The sequence below is a fragment of the uncultured Succiniclasticum sp. genome (genome assembly GCF_902793885.1).
Taxonomy (GTDB): Bacteria; Bacillota; Negativicutes; order Acidaminococcales; family Acidaminococcaceae; genus Succiniclasticum.
In genome coordinates this window covers 56,326-74,265 of the sequence record NZ_CADBFF010000013.1, presented here as the reverse complement: position 1 = coordinate 74,265, position 17,940 = coordinate 56,326, and the positions used below count along the sequence as shown (strand labels likewise).

The window sequence follows — 17,940 nt, the reverse complement described above, 5'->3', positions numbered from 1 at the left end:
TAAAGGATAGGAAAGATTAAAAAACTATAGAAAATGCCATAGTTTTTACCCGGTGATAATACTATCGTTTTTCTCGTTCAACATTTTCATCCACTAACCTTATGCCTCTTATACCGAAATAGCGGGCAAAAGCAACATTACGCCAGTCATTTTCGTTTTTAGTCATTGTATAATAAAGAATGTGCAAACCGCTGGCGTTAGCAATAGTTTCGCTAACTGGTCTCAATGCCGGAGCCGTCACAATGTTTTCTTTTGCTTGCACAGAACTGTTAATAAAGCGAACTATACTCTTTACTTGAGTATGATAGTCAAGAAATCCGTACAATGAAGCAGAAACAGAAATAATAGAATAACATACCGCTATAACACACAAGAACCTTTTCGCATTTTTTTTGAACAATTCTATTCTGTATTCCTCTTGGATACGTAATAACACGCAAGTCGCAATCACCAACTGTACAGTACCAGGAAACGAACTACGTGGTGGAAAGTTCGGCGAAAAGAGCATCAGGGTTGTCATGCTTAAAGAAATTGTACATAAAGCTTTTACTAACAATATATCTTTTTTTACATCTTCATTCTGGATTACCTGTTTTTTTAGGAGAAATAAAGACCGTAAACTGAAATACCATAAAAAAAATTGGAAAAGAAAAACTGCGCTTAACATAACTAGATTTTCTTTAAATAATCTTATTGTATACCATCCGGAAACATTACCAAGTTCTGCATTTAACCTTACTACGTTACCAGGCGCCAGCATAAGTAACGCATAACCAATTGCCAATCCGATTATTCCCGCGAACATCCAACTTTCCAATCCCTGTTTATCGCGATTTGAGTAAATAAAAGCAGCTATCACCAAAATTATCCAGCAGATACTGTTTTCATTTGACCAACCTGAAAGTACGCCAAAGAAAAATATAACGTACTTAAACCAATGGTTTTCGACTAATCTTTCATCAAAAGAATAGTATTTACGAATATAAGGCAACAGAAAACCTAATAGCAAAACTGCCATCCAAAGGTAGTTGCAAGAACCGGAAAGCCAAAAGAATACAGGTGAAAAGCCCGGCGTAAAAGCCCAAAGTACAAAAGAAATGAAACACAGCGTTCCCAAATCAAAATCAGTTGACACACGCCCCTTATGGGAGATCCAATATATTTCTATAATTAGCAGTACTGCAACAAAAGTATTAAAGATATTAAATGTTTCTTTACCCATCCATAAAAAGAATTGAATTATAGTATGACTGACAGCCCTACCACTCCAAGTAAAATAATGTAACCATTGCGAAGTAAATAAATCACGCAAAGAAGATACTCTTACGGCCCCCTCCGTAAGCGGTTCATATTCAGAATGACCTTGCCATATAAAAGAATACACGTAATCATCCCCAAAAGACATGGGTGTCAAAACATTAAACAAATAAAAAAACAGAAACAACATTACTAAAAAAACGGCTGGCCTTTTATTCATGACACATGCTTCTTTCTATCACTTTCCATAAATATTTTTTTGCCATTATATTCACTGACGAGATAGTCCGGCCTTCTTTTGGCTTCGTAAAAGATACGCCCGACATATTCGCCTATAATTCCCAATACAATCAACTGAATGCCGCCCATAAACAGAATAATGGAAATCATAGACGGATAACCGGCAACCGGATCGCCAAATAACAATGTTTTTGCAATTACAAAAACCAGATACACAAAAGCTATGGTTGAAATAATAATCCCCAATATGGAAGCAAGCCGCAACGGCGCAACAGAAAAAGAGGTAATACCGTCAACTGCCAGACCGAATAATTTTAAAAAATTCATTTTAGAACTGCCTGCTGCCCGAGGTTCCCGATCAAATAACAGTTCTTTTTTATTATAGCCTATCCAGCTGAACAAACCTTTTGTGTAACGCTGCCGTTCCCGAAGAGAACAAAGTGCATCCACCGCCTGCCGGTCAAGAAGCCTAAAATCTCCCACATCAGAAGGGATATCGATATCGGAAAATTTTTGCAGAATACGATAATACCAGTGAGCGCTAAATTTTTTAAACCAGGTTTCCCCTGCACGGCTCCGGCGACGTGCATACACATCGTCGTACCCCTTTTCCCATTCTTCAATCATCTGCGGAATCAATTCCGGGGGATCCTGCAAATCTGCATCTAATAAAATCACTGCATCTCCCTCAGCAAAATCCAGTCCCGCCAGCATTGCATTTTCCTTACCAAAATTACGGGAAAGGCTAAGATAAGAGACTGTTGAATCTTTTGTATGCAATTCCTGCATTTTTCCTAACGTATTATCCTTACTTCCATCATTAACAAGCAAAATCTGGAACCTATACTGGCTTAACTGGCTTGTCATGTTTTGCAAGCGTTCATAAAGAAGATTAAGACTATTTTCTTCATTGTAGCAAGGAATTAAAATTGTTATTAATTTCATAATCAATCCTCTTCTGTCAGTCGTATGGCTTTAATACTATAATACAATGCAATATCTATATCAATTCACTTTTTTCACCAGCAATAAAGTGTTTGCTAACGGAAAAGACAGCTCATCAGATAATAATTCCCCCCACCAAGCGGTTCCAACATCTGTTTTTATGTACAAAACAAATAAGAATTCCCCCCACCAAGCGGTTCCAACATCTGTTTTTATGTACAAAACAAATAAGAATTAGAAATCCCAAAGTTGAAAATAACGATAAATAATCTGCAATAGCAAATAAAGGCAATCCCTTATACCATATTTTAATTTCTCCAGATCCTTCAATCAATGACAGTTGCATCATATGATTGTCACTCTCTTCAATGTTAACTGCCCTTCCCGTGTTGTCTGTAGCAATATAACCCGGGTAATTGACCAAAGGCAATATAATTTTTGATTTATTTTTAGTTTTGTAAGAAAATGATATGTTGGTTCCGCTCTTACTATAATTGCTGATTATCCCATCTGAAATATAACGGTTCCCCTGCACAAAAAGTTTTTGTCTATCAATGTCATTGTACAGATAGTCTGTATCAGAAACACTGTTTATCCTTTTCCAGACAAATTTCTTTTCCGGCATATTCCAATCCGGTATTGAAGATATCGGAGCAAACTTAATAAAGGCTGCCAAACCTGTAAGACAAACCAAAAATACGCTTAATAGTAAATAACCGTTCGTCCAGCTTTTTTTCCCTGACAAAAGCATATGAATACAAATCCCGCCGGGAACACAGAAACACAATGTTGAAATGCCTAAAAACCGCCAGGGAAACTGCATTGTTTGAAAAAAATGCTTGAGCAAAGGAAACATGTCCCATGGGAACGAAAGATCTGCCATAAAAAGAAACAGACAGCCGACAAAAACACACTTCGCATATATTTTTGAAAATAAGAATTCTTTTTTATCCTTTATTGTAGACTTTCCTAAAACTTTACCCGATTTTGAATTAAAGCCCCATAACATTTTGGGAAAGAAAAAATAAACCGCAACAAACAGCCAAAAATTCCATGCCAGAAAGAACCGGAATAGTACAATTGATGGCCAGCCCTGTTCGGCAAAACCATCAACGAAATCCATAGTTATCGGCACATCTTTATAAAATAATAAAAACGGTATAATAAAATGCGCATTTAGCAAAAATACTATGATTGTAATTACAAGAATTCGATAAAACAGCCTTAACGAAATGTTTTTATAATGCACTATCAAACAAAATAAGCCAAATAACACCAGTGCTACACTGCACAACACGTGCGACTGAATAACTGCAGAAATCGCCAATATCCCCCATACACAATCTTTTACCTTAACTTTTGACTTTGCTACTAAAATTTCAATACTTGCTATTGCCAACGGCATAAAAGAAAGACCCAACAATTCACCTAAAGCACTTCGGATATATGCGTCCATTAAGTAATAGCCAGAAGAAATATATAGTAGTGTACAAAAGAAACCAATATTTTTAGATTTTGTCAGTAACGAAAAGCCAAACCAGGATGAAAAAATCCCGAACAAAAAAATAACAGCAATAAAAATATTATAGCAAATTTCAACGGGCATCCCTATCAACTTTAATATAGCAGGTATATAGAAAAACAGACTTGGATAAAATATTCCTACCGGGGCACCCCAAAACTGTACGTCATCAGCGTACATTCGCACAGGAAAAACACCGTTTTTTATTGCTTCAGCAATATTTAAGAACCTGGTGATATGAAACACACAATCATGACCCGGTATTATTTTTGTATCTGCTAACGGAGTAATCAAAATAAACCAGGCTACAAACAAAAAGAAAATATACGGTGGCTTTTCGCCAAGAACTTTTAAATTAAATTTTCTCATTTTATCCAATCTTTTTCCTAACAAAACATTGAGAATAAAAAAGCATTTAAGTTTTACAATTTATTGCAAGGGTATTTGTTATTACTAGTATCCTGACTCTTTTTCTAAAATCTGTATTTCATTGATTTGAAACAACTCCGGTTGCTTTGAATCAGGGGAATTCGCGACAGAAAAACGTAAATTCAGTTTTGCAGTATTTAAAACACTTTCAGGCAACACACTTGTAAGAGTTATAGTATCTTTGTTAGTTAACCGCCATTCTCCAATTTTAATACCATTTGCATACAATCGTATGTCCCTGTACGCCAACGGGCTTAATGCATAATAGTCAACGGCAGACACGTAATAATTAAGCAATGGATTGCAAACCACATTTATTACATAATTTCGTTTACGATTAAAACCGCCTTCCATTTGTAAACTCAATTCCGCTTCAGATTGTGTAATCAGCGAAGCATACGTTGTTTCTAAATCACCCCACCCATACGTCTTATATTTGAAAGAATTGCCAAAACTGGAAAAATCTATTTTCTCTCCTATTATGTAGAGCCTATTGTCAGGTTCTTTTTTCTTAATTTCTCCTAATGACACCCATGAATCTCTGTTTTTTGCCGGCCCATCTACCACATACTTAATAAATTTTCCTGTTTTATCAGTATCTTCATAATAAAAAAACCTTTTATTATGAGTAGTCTGAGTAGTTATATATTTGCCGGTATTATCGAAAACCGCAAATATTTTAGGCATTAACTCAGACACAGTGTTGGAAATATGATTTATTATTATCTGATTATGTTCCTCATCCCGATGCTTCAGCAAAAACAACGGGCGCATCCCTAATTCATGATGATAACCATGATCTGCAACAACAGCGAAGGTTGTATTATTATAAACATTAAGCTTTTTCATCTGAGTCAGATATTCCCTGACAATTACCAATGAACCTAGTGCTTGTTTATAGGCAGTTCCTTTTTCACCCGGTTTCAGCGATTCCACGTTTTCATTATATGCATAGGGTGGGTGTACGCCACTAAGATAATAAAACTTAAACATATTTTTATCGGTAAGACGCAAGCCTTTTTTCAATTTTGTATAAAAACCGATATCATCATTTCCATTATATGGCTTATTATTGTCAAAAACTACAGGTTTAGTAATACCAGGGTTGTACCGGTAATAGATGTGTTTTAAATAGTGGGGAGACATACGGAATTTTGTTACTTGACCAAAACTTTCGGCTACTTCGTCTTTCATCACTACCTGTTCCTCAATCAAGTTGTCTACAGGCGCTTTGCGGTCTACATAATTCCCGCTTGTATAAAGGTTTATGTTAAAATCTAATTCCTTTAATTTTTTATAATACGGATTGTTGTCCCATGCTTTAGCTAAATACTCCGGGAACCTTGTAGCGGGGTCATATAAATGTCCTGTCAGTATTTCAGGAAGTGAAAAGTCTGTAAAGCCAAACGAAGATGTCGTATCGTCATGAAAAGTAAAATCTTTTAGATCTGCAATAGCCTCCGGATTTTTTTGCATGATTTCTTCGAAAATACTTGCGTCAAACGCATCTATCAGGAAAATGATAATGTTATCTTTATCCGAAACGGTATACAAATCTTTTGCAGTTAAAATACCCGCTTTTCCATTCTCCAATATGATATTTTTTTGAATTGGATTATTCTTTAACGTTATTACCAGGACAACACACTGAACCGCAATAATGATAAATGAAATCGGCTTAATATATTTCTTGATTTTATCCGTGTTAAACTTCAAATATCTAAAACAGATAAACGCCGCGCCAAGACAAACCAGCCAGATAAAGGCGTTAAATAAACCGGGCAGCGCATATTTCTCCCAATCTATCTCATGCCCGTCAAACAGTCCATAATCAATAGCAACAATGTAGCTTTGGATGAACACACCGAATAACAAACCGGTTAATAATGAAAGGTAAATACCGCTTACTTTTTTACGCCGACAAAGAACATAAACCAAAAGAAGAATAACGAAATATTTAACAGTATCTGCAAGAAAATATTTTAAAATATCTTTGTAATCAAACCACAACTGGTTCGCATTTTTAATATAAACTTCAGTCGGAACAAACAAACCTACCGTCAATGCCAACGCAAAAATAATATGAAACGCTAATTCGTTTTCGGCAACAAAATCTCTAACTCTTTCAATATACTCATTAAACCACTGCAACCTGTCAAAAAACAAACAATGCAGTAAAGACCATAACAAATTCCATGTCCAGAAAATCAGCAATGCGGAAGGAGCCGGATATAAAATAATTAAGAAAATAAAGCCAATTATGACTGTCTGTGTAATCTCCTTTTTAGTTAGTTTAGGCATCACAAACGCATATAAAACAGTGACAAATGTCATCACAAACGGCAAAAGATTGATGCCTGCTAACAATTGATCTGGTTTGCCTAAATCTTGTATAATTCCCCATTGTACGCCTTTAATATCCGGCAGTGCGTATAGCATACTCCTTGCTGCTACAAAAAACGGTATCTGCAGTACAATGCCTGCCGCGGAACGGATTGCATAAATCGGGTGATAGGCATAGCGATGATATAATCTCTGTATCTTTTCATATTGCTCTTTACCATGAAACCGCCTTTTAATTTCTTCTATTTGCGGTGCAATAATTGATTGCACTTCCCGTTCCGCGTTTTGTATCTGCTGCGCTTTTTGATTAAACGGAAAGAGAATAATATAAATAAAAAGAGACAATAAAATCAAGGCAATTCCATAATCGCCGGTAATATCATAGACGCTCAAATATAAAAATTTATAAAGTTGTTCTAGTGGGTAAAAAATACTTTGCATTAATCTGTATCTCTTTTCATTTCATTTTGAATTCTGTTATTTGCTTCAATCAAGTAGTCAGCAATTACTTCGCCTGAATGGCCTAAATTGTAGATATTCCTTTTTCGAAAATCTAAAATAGCTTCATTGCTTTTTTGTTGAAGAACTTTCATTATAATTTGATCCAGATTATCAATTTCATTTTCTTGCAATGTATAACCGTAACCTATTTTTTGCATAGCTTCTTCAGTCCACGAAGAACCCAAATCCGCTATTTCAAATTCCTGTAAAGCTTCCTGCGTCATAGCTAAAGGTATCGTTATAAAAGGTTTTTGATAAGCCATAGCAAATTCGAAGCGAATTTCAGACACATCAGAAACTAAAATATCAGCAGCTTCAAATGATTTCGTAGCATCAGACTGATAATCCATTACAATATTATTATAATCTTTTAAGGCATATTCAACATTTTGCAGCAATTTTTTCTCAACTTTTAAAGACTGAGGATGTGGACGAAGGATCAAGTGAAATCCTTCGTCTGCCAGTTTCTTTATAAAGTCAAAACTATAGTAACTCAAGAAGCCTTTTTCACCCCAGGATGGTGCCAATAAGACCGTAACATTCCGAATAATTGAAAACTCTTTTCTAATGACAGTAGCATCATTACAATTAGCTTTTTGTATTAATTCTTCAATATGCGGTGAACCCGCCGGATACAGTTCCTTTTCTGGCAAATTTCTTATTTTTTCAATCTTTCTGATACTTGGGATTTGAAATTCTCCTGTTAACACATATGCATCATAATTATCTAACGCTCCTCTGTGCAAAAAAGCGACATCTCCAAAAGAATGTGGCATATATACCAGTTTTTTTATTCCCCTAGAACGAGGTATCGGATATCCTTCCGTTCCAATATTTGGCGTAGTTACTAACACAACATTTGCATTTAATTTACCGATTTTGACATAAGCGCTGTTACCACTCCCTATGTAATGATTGTCCATGAAGGGATTATCAATCATAAGACACGGATCCTTGCGGTCCATTGTGTAATAGGAAAAAAAGCATTGCCTTTCCATCAGCTTTTCAACGACAGGTTTAAATATTTTCCAATAGCTTTTTCCTTCGCAAAAAATAACAATCGAATTTTGGGCAGAGTTATCTACAGTATCAGGATATTCTTTTCTTTTGATTATTTTATAAAACAGACCCTTAATAAAATATAAAATTGTGCCCAATAAACTTAACGCAACATAAACCAGCGCATTTCCCGTTCCCGGATCCAGATATGCATAGGCAGTTGACGGAATAAAAAAGCATATAACCAGAAAAATATATACTTTTAATAAATTGTTATTCATTTTCTTATACCTGATAAAACAGTACTGTTATTGTCTTAAATAGAACTCATCAAATGATTTTTTATCACAAATACCATAATCAGAATAGTTAAACTCTGCTTTCTCACCTACAATTTTCCTGTACCAATTCATTGTTTCATCAATGTTAGGTGTGCAAACATTTGCAAACTTTGCGATTTGCTGAATTACTGCCAATCCATACGGAAAATCTGCCGTAAAGTAGCGCGAATGAAAATCCGGACTAAATTGACCATTCATTTCTATTGCCGGTGTTTTAATTCCCTTAAATGCTAATATACCGGATATTTTTTCTGTAAGTTCTCTCGGAGTAGAACTTTCGTAATGAATACGCAAAGACTTAACATAATCAAGATGATGTTCAGGAAGAGACCTACAAATGCTTTGGACTTCATCATCACATAACAAAAGCAGCTCTGATGACATATCATCCCAATCTTCATAAAAAAGAGGTAATGCTTTATAGATCTTGCCTGTAACATAATCATTAAATATACATCTTAATCTGGTTGTATGTAAGATTGGATTAGACGGGGTCATCGTCAAATTCAAAATTCCTGGAATAGAAATACATTTTTTATCAAATATAGAACTTATCAGGATACAACATTCTTGTGAAACTTTCGCAGGCAAAGAAGCTATGTGAAGCTCATCACGATAGCCAGTTGATTTAACCGTTTTTCCTTTTTTAATTAATCTGGCAATTGCAGGAACACGCTCCATAAGAAAAAAGGGATTTCCACGTGCTATGCACTTGTTAAAAGCACACTCACTCCCACCATTTCCTGGCACAACACCAATAATTGCCGCAGGATTTGCATATTGATAAATTGTACTGGCAATTCCATCCATTAAATTTGCCGGTAAGGTTATCATAATAAAGTCAGCATTATGAAAAGCTATATCAGGGTCATTCGTTGCGAATGAAATGTTACCTTCACACGTTGTTTTACCAGTTTCATCGACAATGTTAAGGTGCGTTTCAAATACACTTGGATCAGATGTATACATGGTTACATCCAAGCCTTGTGCTGCACAGTGTACTGCAAATTGTGTTCCTATGTTTCCTCCACCCACAATAGTTACATTCATTGAATATCACCCAGCTCAAATTTAACAGCTTTTATCAGCATATCATTCTCCGCAGTATTTCTTACTGCCAGTCTCAAATAATTCCTTCCGTTTGTCTTTGTCGTCAGTTCTTTAATTAAAAGATTATGGCGAACAAGAAGTGCTTTCAATAATTCTTGTGTAGAAATCGAATTTTCAAGTTCTACCATTATGAAATTGGCTTGCGAAGGAATAACTCGAATACCTTTTATTTTCGCAAGCTCTTTTTCAAAACGTTTACGCTCTGACTTCAATTTTATAAGAGCCGTTTCGTAATTCTTTTTGTATTTTTCTTCAATTTGCATGTAAAATTCAGCAAAAGAATTGATATTCCAAATGGCAACATCTTTTTGCAAAAATGAAATTGTTTCGGTATCCCCAGAAGCAAGAACGCCCAAACGCAAACCGGGAACACCATATGATTTTGATATGCTTTTCATAACGTAAAGATGTTTGTTTTTATTTAACAGATTTTGTTCAATCAATGTATTATTATCTTCATCAGCAAAATCTGCAAACGATTCGTCAATAATGATTTTTAAATTATTACTGTCAGCCCAATGAATAAGCTTAATTAAATCTGCTTTGGGAATATAATTACCACTGGGATTATCAGGATTCACAATAATAATATTTCGAATATCTTTATCGGAAAAAAACTGCATAATGTCATCTGCTGTATAGGAATAATCCCGATTGTCAGGAATATAGTTTACAGTTTGTTCTTTATAGTAACGGTTAGGATATTCATCAAAGGTTGGCCTGATAAAGCCGGTTTTTCCTTTAAGCAATCCCATCAGTGCCTTTATCAGTTCGGCAGCGCCATTACCCACTACTATATTATCAGAATGTACGCCAAAATTCTTAGCTGCCAGCAGACAGTTTACCCTCATACCGGAAGGATATGAAGTAAGTAAGGTATCAAAATTAGCACGTACTTCATCTTTCATTTTTTCCGGCGGATAATAAGGGTTTACAAGATAACAGAAATCTAAAAGTCTCGGATAACGCCAATAACCGCCGTAACGACTTTGCAGACGTTTTACCCTTTCAGTTTCATCTGACAAAAAAATAGATTCTGCAATATCCAAATCCTGGATATCATCTATTTCATACCAGCGTTGGCCAGTGAGACGTTTGGCTTTAATAACAGGTTTATCCAGCATAGTGATAACGCGCAAAACCTGTTCGTAATATTCGTTCTCGCCTAACGCAGACTGGTAAGCTTCCAAAAACGGAACATAATATTTATTCGAGAACTCTTTACTGAACTTGTAAACATTAACTGTTTTATAATAATCTTTAATTTCTTCAAACTCAAATTTACTACCCGGCACAAACGCTTCTATAGTATCGTCATCGGCTAACTTAACGCAAGTTCCATCCATCCAGGATTCATATTTATCTACTAAAGCCAGCGTATCACGTGAATCCGAAAGAAGTAAATCTAATACAGCACCTTCAAAAATCAAATCAGATTCAAAAAGCAATGTGTCCTCTCTGCAGAGCCATTCCTTAGCCAGTGCAAGTGAATAAATATTATTGGTTTTATCATAAACGGGATTATTGATATAAATAATAGGCGTCTCAATGCCAAGTGTATTTATGTAATTTATCAGTTTTTGTCCTTCGTAACCCACAACAATGACAATTCTTGAAAGATGATGTTTTTCAATTTGATGAAGCATACGATCAATCAAGGTTACACCATTAACCTTTATCATACATTTTGTATTATTTTCGGTTAGTTCCTTGAGTCGTTTCCCCATTCCTGCTGCTAAAATGATTGCCTGCATAATATATTACTCCAATTTAAATGCCCTTTCAACTTTGTCAAAAATTCTCCACGATTTATTGCGTTTTCCCTAATTATTAATTATACTAAAATTTTTGCCAGTTGGTAAAGAAAATACCATTGTTTTCATTATATATAGCGACAGTCTTTTCAAAATAATTTATCATAAACAAACGCGGTGGTTACTGCCACCGCATTGAATAACTCTCTCTTTACTTCTTGCTCCTACTCTTCCCCATCAACCTTAGGATCTCCAGATACAACCAAATCAGCGTTACGGTTAATCCGAATGCATAATATGGTTCATATTTTGCATCCACGCCCATTTCCACAGCCCGGGTCACCATTTCGTAATCGGCAAACAGGCGCATGATGGCTATGCAGATGATAATGAAGCTGACAATAATACCGGCCTTTGAGTTTTCGTGCAGCAGGGGCACGTTGGTATCAAAGGCAAACCAGGCTACCAGGTCGATCAGGTAAATGGTGGCAATGCCGGCTGTCAGGGTAAACACGATTTTCATGAATTTATCTGTTACTTTCACCAGACCGCTGCCGTACAACACAGCACAGGCAAAGGCGATGCCGAAGGTGCAGGTGGCGGCTTCCATGACGATGCCCGGATAGCGGCTCTCCAGCAGCATGGAGTACACGCCAATCAGGAAGCCTTCCAAAATTGCGTAAACCGGTCCCAGCAGGCTGGCCCGTTTTGGGAAATAGCTGATAAGCAAACCGACGCCAAGTCCGGCAAAGCTTAGCACGATAATACGGGGCGCAAACAGTTCCGGATGCTGCCAGGCCATCATGGCGGCTGAGACAACAAAGCCCAGATACAGCAAGGTAATCAGGGCAATGCCCTGGACGGTAGCGCCGGTGCCGCGCAGAGCTGTTGTGTTTCTTGTCAGTACAGGATTAGTCATGGCATAGCTCCTTTCTGATTATTCTTTACCTGTTATTATAGCACAAACAAGCTAAAAATGCAGTTTTCCTCCCCCCTGGTCGTTAAAACGACCAACCTTAAAGTGCAAACCCGCATGAATACTAAGGTTAAGGTGTCCCACCTCTTAATATATAAAGGTAAAGTCTTTATTGGAAGCTTTGGCTGTAGAAATGACTGTTTGTCAGTGCATTTCAACTGCCGGAAGAGGCGTGATTCAGGTTTTCCCCTGCCGGAGCCGTGTAAGCATAAAAATACAGCCTGCAGGTTTTTCTCCGCCTGCAGGCTGCACTTTCTTTTACTTTTTCTTTTTCCCCAAATACGCCTCTTTAATCTCTTCGTTTTCCAGCAGTTCCCTGCCGCTGCCCTCCATCTTGATACGTCCCGTTTCCAGCACGTAAGCATGGTGGGCCACCTTCAAGGCCATGTTGGCGTTCTGTTCTACCAGCAGCACCGTGGTGCCGCTTTCGTTAATGCGCCGGATGATGTTGAAGATTTCTTTGATGACCAGAGGCGCCAGCCCTAAGGAGGGTTCATCCATCATAATCAGTTTGGGGCGGCACATCAAGGCGCGGCCCAGGGCCAGCATCTGCTGCTCGCCGCCGGACAGGGTGCCGGCCATCTGCCAGTTCCGCTCCTCCAGCCGGGGGAAGAGTTCGTAGATACGTTGGATGTCCTTGAGGATACCGTCTTCATCTTTGCGCAGGTAAGCACCGATGCGCAGGTTCTCCAGCACAGTCAGGTTGGGGAACACCCGCCGCCCTTCCGGTACTAACGTAATGCCCCGGGTCACAATGTGCTGACTGTTCAGGCCTTTTAAGTTTTCTTCATTGTATTCCACAGAACCGCTCCGGGGTTTCTCCAGCCCCATGATGGTACGCAGCAGGGTGCTCTTCCCTGCCCCGTTGGCGCCGATCAGGGTGACGATCTGTCCTTCGGGTACGTCTATGGAGATGCCTTTCAGGGCTTCAATGCCGCCGTAGGCCACAACCAGGTCTCTGACTTTAAGCATCTTCATCCTCCCCTAAGTACGCCTTGATAACCCGCTCGTTGTTCTGGATAGCAGCCGGGTCGCCGGTGGCGATGGTGGTGCCGAAGTCCAGCACGTAGATGCGGTCGGAAATCTCCATGACCAGATCCATGTGATGTTCGATCATGAAGATGGTCAGCTTGAACCGGTCCCGGATCTGCCGGATAAAGTCTGTCAGTTCCGCGGTCTCTTTCGGGTTCATGCCCGCTGCCGGTTCGTCCAGCAGCAAAAGCTGCGGTTCCGTTGCCAATGCTCTTACAATTTCCAGGTAACGCTGCTTACCGTAGGGCAGGCTGCTGGCTTTTTCGTTCCGCACATCCCACAGTTTAACTTCTTTCAGCAGCCGTTCCACGTCGGCCCGCATGGCTTCTTCTTCTTTTTTGTAGCCCGGCAGCCGTAAGGTGGCGGACACAAAATTGGATTTTAAATGCAGGTGCTTGGCAATCAGTACATTTTCATACACACTCAGGTCTTTGAAGAGACGAATGTTCTGGAAGGTGCGGGCAATGCCCAGCTGCGCGATCTCGCTGGGCTTTTTGCCGGTGATGTCAATTTCCTGCCCGTTTGTTTTGGTATAGATTACCCGCCCTTTGGTAGGTGTGTACACGCCGGTTATGTCGTTGAAGGCCGTGGTCTTGCCCGCGCCGTTAGGTCCGATGAGGGCAATGATTTCGTGTTCTTTTACAACAATATTCAGATCGTTGACGGCAATGACGCCTCCAAACTGCATGGTCACATGCTCGGTACGCAATACGGTCCGGATCATTTACCCTGCACCCCCTTTTTTCGGAAGCCTGCCAGCGGGTGCTTCACAAAGTGAATTATTTTTTCCCAGGTGAGTTCGTTGGTGCCCATGATGCCGTGGCGCCAGAACAGCACGCAAATCATCAGCAGGATAGAGAACACTACCATGCGCAGGCCCGGACGGAACAGGGGGATGGCGACTCCCATCAGCTCCAGCGGTTCGTCAAAGACGCGCAGGTATTCCAGTCCCGCAGTAACGATGATGGCGCCGAACATGCTGCCGGTAACGGAGCCCATGCCCCCCAGCACGATGATCAGCAGGAAGTTGTAGGTTAAGGTAAATAAGAAGTTTTTGGGATCTACCGTACCCAGCAGGGCGCCATAGAGGCCGCCGCCGATGCCGGCGAAGAAAGCGCTGACCATAAAGGCCAGGTTTTTGTGGTAGAACAGGTTGATGCCCATGGCTTCCGCCGCAATCTCATCTTCCCGGATGGCTTTGAAGGCACGGCCGTAGGAAGAGTTCAGCAGCAGTGTGATGAGCACATAGGAAATGGCCGTAGCCAAAAAGATGTACCGCACATCGTTCAGGGGCGGAATGTTCTTGATGCCCAGGGCCCCGTTGGTGATGCTGGTAGCGTTGGTGATGATGATGCGGATGATCTCCGAGAAACCTAAGGTGGCAATGGCCAGATAATCGCCCCGGAGCCGCAGTACCGGCGTGCCGATGAGACCGGCTATACCGGCGGCCAGCACACCTCCCAAAATCAGCGCCATCCACAGAGGCATGTACACGTTGACTAGATGGGGGTTCATGGGGATGGCATAGAACACGTCCGCCCGGAGTTCCACCGGTACGGTGAAGATGCCCACCATGTAGGCCCCGATGGCCATGAAGCCCGCCTGCCCTAAGGAGAACTGTCCGGCAAAGCCGTTGGTCACGTTCATGGACAGACCGATGATGGCGTAGATGAGACACAGGTTCACGATACGCCGGATATAAGAATCTACTTCTGCCTGCACAAAGCACGCCAGGCCGAACAAAACGACCAGAGCGGCAAGGGTGAGCATGATGTTTCGTTTATTATGATTCATGATTACACCTTCTCTGTCGTTTTTTCGCCTAATAAACCGGTGGGTTTATAGAATAAGATCAAAATCAGCACAATGAAGGCAAAGGCGTCCCGGTAGCCGGAGAACTGGGGGAAGAAAGCTACAATCAGGATTTCGCCCATACCCAGGATAAAGCCGCCGATCACGGCGCCTTTGATATTACCGATGCCGCCCACCACTGCTGCGATGAAGCACTTCAGGCCCGGCATAACACCCAGATACGGCGTGATACCGGGATACCGGATGCCCCACATAATGGCGCCGACGGCTGCCAGGGCGGAGCCAATGGCAAAGGTAATGGAAATGATGTTGTCGATGTTGACACCCATGACCCGGGCAATTTCATAGTCCTTGGACACGGCCCGCATGGCCATACCGGTCTTGGTATGGTTGACAATGTGCAACAGGATGCACAGGCAGATTACCGTTACTACAGGAATGAACAGGCAGATGGCCTGGATCTTTATGCTGCCCACAGTGATGATACTGGACAGGAACGGAATCTCCGGGAAATTCATGGGACGGCCACTGAAAATATAGTTAGCCAGATTTTCCAGCAGGAAAGAAGCGCCGATAGCGGAAATCAGTACAGAATTCTTTGGCGCGTCCCGCAGGGGACGGTAGGCTGAGCGTTCTATGGTTACACCCAACAATGCTGTGGCGATGATGGTGCCGATAAAGGTCAGGTACCAGGGAATGTGGAAGGCCGTGATGCCGAAAAAGGCAAAATAACAGGCCATCATGACGATATCCGCGTGGGCGAAGTTGATCATCAGCAGGATGCCGTACACCATGGTGTAGCCGATGGCGATGAGAGCATACAGACTGCCCAGGGAAATACCGTTGACCATATGCTGGGCAAAGCTTGCCGCAGTCATATTGGCTATCGCTTGAAAAAGCTCCATGTGTTACACCTCAAATAAAAGGATAGCCGGTTCATCTGCCTGCCAGAGATAACCTTACAGGCACAGGGAACCGGTATACCTAAAAATACCTGCTTCCCCCGCAGGGAGGGAAGCAGGGCATAAACGGGAATTAAACTATCGGGTTAGTAAGCAAAACCGATTATTTGGCTTTCAGATCTCCCGGGTTAACCATATCGATGTAGGTGAATTTGCCGTCTTTAACCGTTTTGATAACCGCAGACTTGATGGGGTCGCCGTCAGCGTTCAGCGTGGTCTTTCCGGTGGTGGTTTCCAGATCTTTGGTAGAAGCGATGGCATCGCGGATCTTCTTGCTGTCTTCTACGCCGGCAGTCTTCATAGCGTTCAGAGCGATCAGGTAGGAGTCATAAGCCAGAGCTGTCAGACCGCCAGGCTGTTCGCCCTTGTATTCTTTGGCATACGCGTCCAGGAATGCCTTGGCTTCCGGAGTGGCTGCCTTGGTGCTGTCAAATGCGCTGGAGAACGTTACGCCGTCCACGTCTTTGCCGCCAACGTTGACAAAGTCCTGGGTCTCCCAGGTGTCGCCGCCCATGAAGGGAACTTTGATACCCAGCTGACGGGCCTGTTTAACCAGCAGTGCGGATTCGGTGAAGTTGCCGGGTGCGAAAACCGCGTCCGGGTTCTTGGCTTTCAGGTTGGTGAGCTGTGCGGTGAAGTCTTTGTCGCCGGTCTGGTAGTTGGCGATATCAACCACGCTGCCGGGGCCCGCCAGTTTTTCAAAGGCTTCTTTGAAGAATTTGGCCAGACCTACAGAATAGTCATTGGAAACTTCCTGCACGATGGCAACTTTCTTGGCGCCTTTCTTGAAGGCATAGTTAGCCATAACGGTGCCCTGGAACGGATCGATGAAGCAGGCGCGGAAGTAGTACTCGTTGCCTTTGGTAACCTGGGGGTTGGTGCAGCTGGTGCCGATGGCCGGAACCTTGCTGTCTTTTACGATGTTACCGGCTGCCATGGACAGGGAAGAACCGTAAGAACCCAGGATAACTTTAACTTTATCTTTTTCAATGAGACGGGCTACTACGTTGGCAGATTCTGCTTTATCGGATTTGTTGTCTGCAATGACCAGTTCAATCTTTTTGCCGTTGATTTCCGGATGCAGTTTGTTGGCCAGTTTGATACCGCGGAGTTCCAGTTCGCCGCCGGCTGCGTTATCGCCGGTCAGGGGCAGGAACACGCCAACTTTAACAGCGCCGGCAGCTGCCGCCGGTTTTTTCTCGTCAGCTTTTTTCTTGTCTCCGCCGCCGCAACCTGCAACCAGGCTCAGGGCTACTGCGGAAGCTAACAATGCAGATACAAATTTTTTCGTTTTCATAACTAAATCGCTCCTTCTTCTTTGTTGTTTTTTAAGGAGGCGCTGATTAATCAGCGTTTCCTTACTTTTGCAGAGTGCTGCGTTTTGGAAAAGGCAATGCTGTAAACCGTGAGGACATCACAAGATACACTGACATTGTCTCTTACCGCCACTTAAACAAAAAATGCACTCTCATTTGACATATGTGCATTATAGCATTTTTGGGCGCACAAGGCAACACCGCAGAAAATGTAACAAAATCATTTTTATTTTTAAAATTTAGCAAACAATTGTGAAAGAAAGATACAAGTCGTGTGTTTTACAGAAAGATTTTTATTGTTTTAGTTCACTCGTAAAATACATTTCAGGGAACTCATTGTGGACATGTGCACCCCAGAAAAACAAATCATTTTTATTTTTCATGTTAAAAATTATCTTTTT

The 17,940-nt window shown here is 41.0% G+C and carries 13 protein-coding genes; all 13 read right to left on the bottom strand.

Features of this window, described 5'->3' with window-relative positions; all coding sequences use genetic code 11:
• Positions 1-61: 61 nt before the first annotated feature.
• The 13 genes from QZV31_RS07975 to QZV31_RS07915 all read right to left on the bottom strand — a co-directional run bounded on the left by QZV31_RS07975 (position 62) and on the right by QZV31_RS07915 (position 17,520).
• The gene (locus QZV31_RS07975; RefSeq protein ID WP_295359510.1) at positions 62-1,477 is read right to left on the bottom strand and encodes a DUF6056 family protein; all 1,416 of its coding nucleotides are present in this window, start codon (positions 1,475-1,477) and stop codon (positions 62-64) included.
• Complete coding sequence (locus QZV31_RS07970; protein WP_295359509.1) at positions 1,474-2,442, bottom strand: glycosyltransferase; 969 nt, start codon at positions 2,440-2,442, stop codon at positions 1,474-1,476. The genes QZV31_RS07975 and QZV31_RS07970 overlap by 4 nt, the downstream gene beginning before the upstream one ends.
• Positions 2,443-2,557: 115 nt before the next feature.
• Positions 2,558-4,342: a hypothetical protein gene (locus QZV31_RS07965; RefSeq protein WP_295359508.1), complete on the bottom strand. Its 1,785-nt coding sequence runs from the start codon at positions 4,340-4,342 to the stop codon at positions 2,558-2,560.
• A 75-nt stretch (positions 4,343-4,417) separates the two neighbouring features.
• Positions 4,418-7,177, bottom strand: a complete 2,760-nt coding sequence (locus tag QZV31_RS07960) for a YidC/Oxa1 family membrane protein insertase (RefSeq protein ID WP_295359507.1) — start codon at positions 7,175-7,177, stop codon at positions 4,418-4,420.
• On the bottom strand, positions 7,177-8,517 hold the full coding sequence (locus QZV31_RS07955; RefSeq protein WP_295359506.1) for a CDP-glycerol glycerophosphotransferase family protein: 1,341 nt from the start codon (positions 8,515-8,517) through the stop codon (positions 7,177-7,179). Before QZV31_RS07955 ends, QZV31_RS07960 begins: the two co-directional genes overlap by 1 nt.
• 27 nt (positions 8,518-8,544) lie before the next feature.
• Positions 8,545-9,627, bottom strand: coding sequence for an NAD/NADP-dependent octopine/nopaline dehydrogenase family protein (locus QZV31_RS07950; protein ID WP_295359505.1), 1,083 nt, complete (start codon positions 9,625-9,627; stop codon positions 8,545-8,547).
• Positions 9,624-11,441 carry an aminotransferase class I/II-fold pyridoxal phosphate-dependent enzyme gene (locus QZV31_RS07945; protein WP_295359504.1) on the bottom strand — a complete coding sequence of 606 codons (1,818 nt, stop codon included), beginning with the start codon at positions 11,439-11,441 and terminating at the stop codon, positions 9,624-9,626. The genes QZV31_RS07950 and QZV31_RS07945 overlap by 4 nt, the downstream gene beginning before the upstream one ends.
• 211 nt (positions 11,442-11,652) lie before the next feature.
• Positions 11,653-12,360, bottom strand: a complete 708-nt coding sequence (locus QZV31_RS07940) for a Bax inhibitor-1/YccA family protein (protein WP_295359503.1) — start codon at positions 12,358-12,360, stop codon at positions 11,653-11,655.
• Positions 12,361-12,675: 315 nt separating this feature from the next.
• Entirely contained in the window at positions 12,676-13,389 is a 714-nt protein-coding gene (locus QZV31_RS07935) for an ABC transporter ATP-binding protein (RefSeq protein WP_093729124.1), read from the bottom strand.
• Positions 13,382-14,173: an ABC transporter ATP-binding protein gene (locus QZV31_RS07930; RefSeq protein ID WP_295359502.1), complete on the bottom strand. Its 792-nt coding sequence runs from the start codon at positions 14,171-14,173 to the stop codon at positions 13,382-13,384. Before QZV31_RS07930 ends, QZV31_RS07935 begins: the two co-directional genes overlap by 8 nt.
• Positions 14,170-15,243, bottom strand: a complete 1,074-nt coding sequence (locus tag QZV31_RS07925; RefSeq protein WP_295359501.1) for a branched-chain amino acid ABC transporter permease — start codon at positions 15,241-15,243, stop codon at positions 14,170-14,172. The genes QZV31_RS07930 and QZV31_RS07925 overlap by 4 nt, the downstream gene beginning before the upstream one ends.
• A 2-nt stretch (positions 15,244-15,245) precedes the next feature.
• Complete coding sequence (locus QZV31_RS07920) at positions 15,246-16,139, bottom strand: branched-chain amino acid ABC transporter permease (RefSeq protein WP_366508703.1); 894 nt, start codon at positions 16,137-16,139, stop codon at positions 15,246-15,248.
• A 187-nt stretch (positions 16,140-16,326) separates the two neighbouring features.
• Positions 16,327-17,520 (bottom strand): ABC transporter substrate-binding protein, encoded by a 1,194-nt coding sequence (locus QZV31_RS07915; RefSeq protein WP_295359499.1) that lies wholly within the window; start codon positions 17,518-17,520, stop codon positions 16,327-16,329.
• Positions 17,521-17,940: the final 420 nt, after the last annotated feature.

Coding starts and splice junctions, on each gene's coding strand:
- QZV31_RS07975 (WP_295359510.1), bottom strand. CDS start 1,477: ATGAATAAAAGGCCAGCCGTTTTTTTAGTAATGTTGTTTCTGTTTTTT.
- QZV31_RS07970 (WP_295359509.1), bottom strand. CDS start 2,442: ATGAAATTAATAACAATTTTAATTCCTTGCTACAATGAAGAAAATAGT.
- QZV31_RS07960 (WP_295359507.1), bottom strand. CDS start 7,177: ATGCAAAGTATTTTTTACCCACTAGAACAACTTTATAAATTTTTATAT.
- QZV31_RS07955 (WP_295359506.1), bottom strand. CDS start 8,517: ATGAATAACAATTTATTAAAAGTATATATTTTTCTGGTTATATGCTTT.
- QZV31_RS07950 (WP_295359505.1), bottom strand. CDS start 9,627: ATGAATGTAACTATTGTGGGTGGAGGAAACATAGGAACACAATTTGCA.
- QZV31_RS07945 (WP_295359504.1), bottom strand. CDS start 11,441: ATGCAGGCAATCATTTTAGCAGCAGGAATGGGGAAACGACTCAAGGAA.
- QZV31_RS07940 (WP_295359503.1), bottom strand. CDS start 12,360: ATGACTAATCCTGTACTGACAAGAAACACAACAGCTCTGCGCGGCACC.
- QZV31_RS07935 (WP_093729124.1), bottom strand. CDS start 13,389: ATGCTTAAAGTCAGAGACCTGGTTGTGGCCTACGGCGGCATTGAAGCC.
- QZV31_RS07930 (WP_295359502.1), bottom strand. CDS start 14,173: ATGATCCGGACCGTATTGCGTACCGAGCATGTGACCATGCAGTTTGGA.
- QZV31_RS07925 (WP_295359501.1), bottom strand. CDS start 15,243: ATGAATCATAATAAACGAAACATCATGCTCACCCTTGCCGCTCTGGTC.
- QZV31_RS07920 (WP_366508703.1), bottom strand. CDS start 16,139: ATGACTGCGGCAAGCTTTGCCCAGCATATGGTCAACGGTATTTCCCTG.
- QZV31_RS07915 (WP_295359499.1), bottom strand. CDS start 17,520: ATGAAAACGAAAAAATTTGTATCTGCATTGTTAGCTTCCGCAGTAGCC.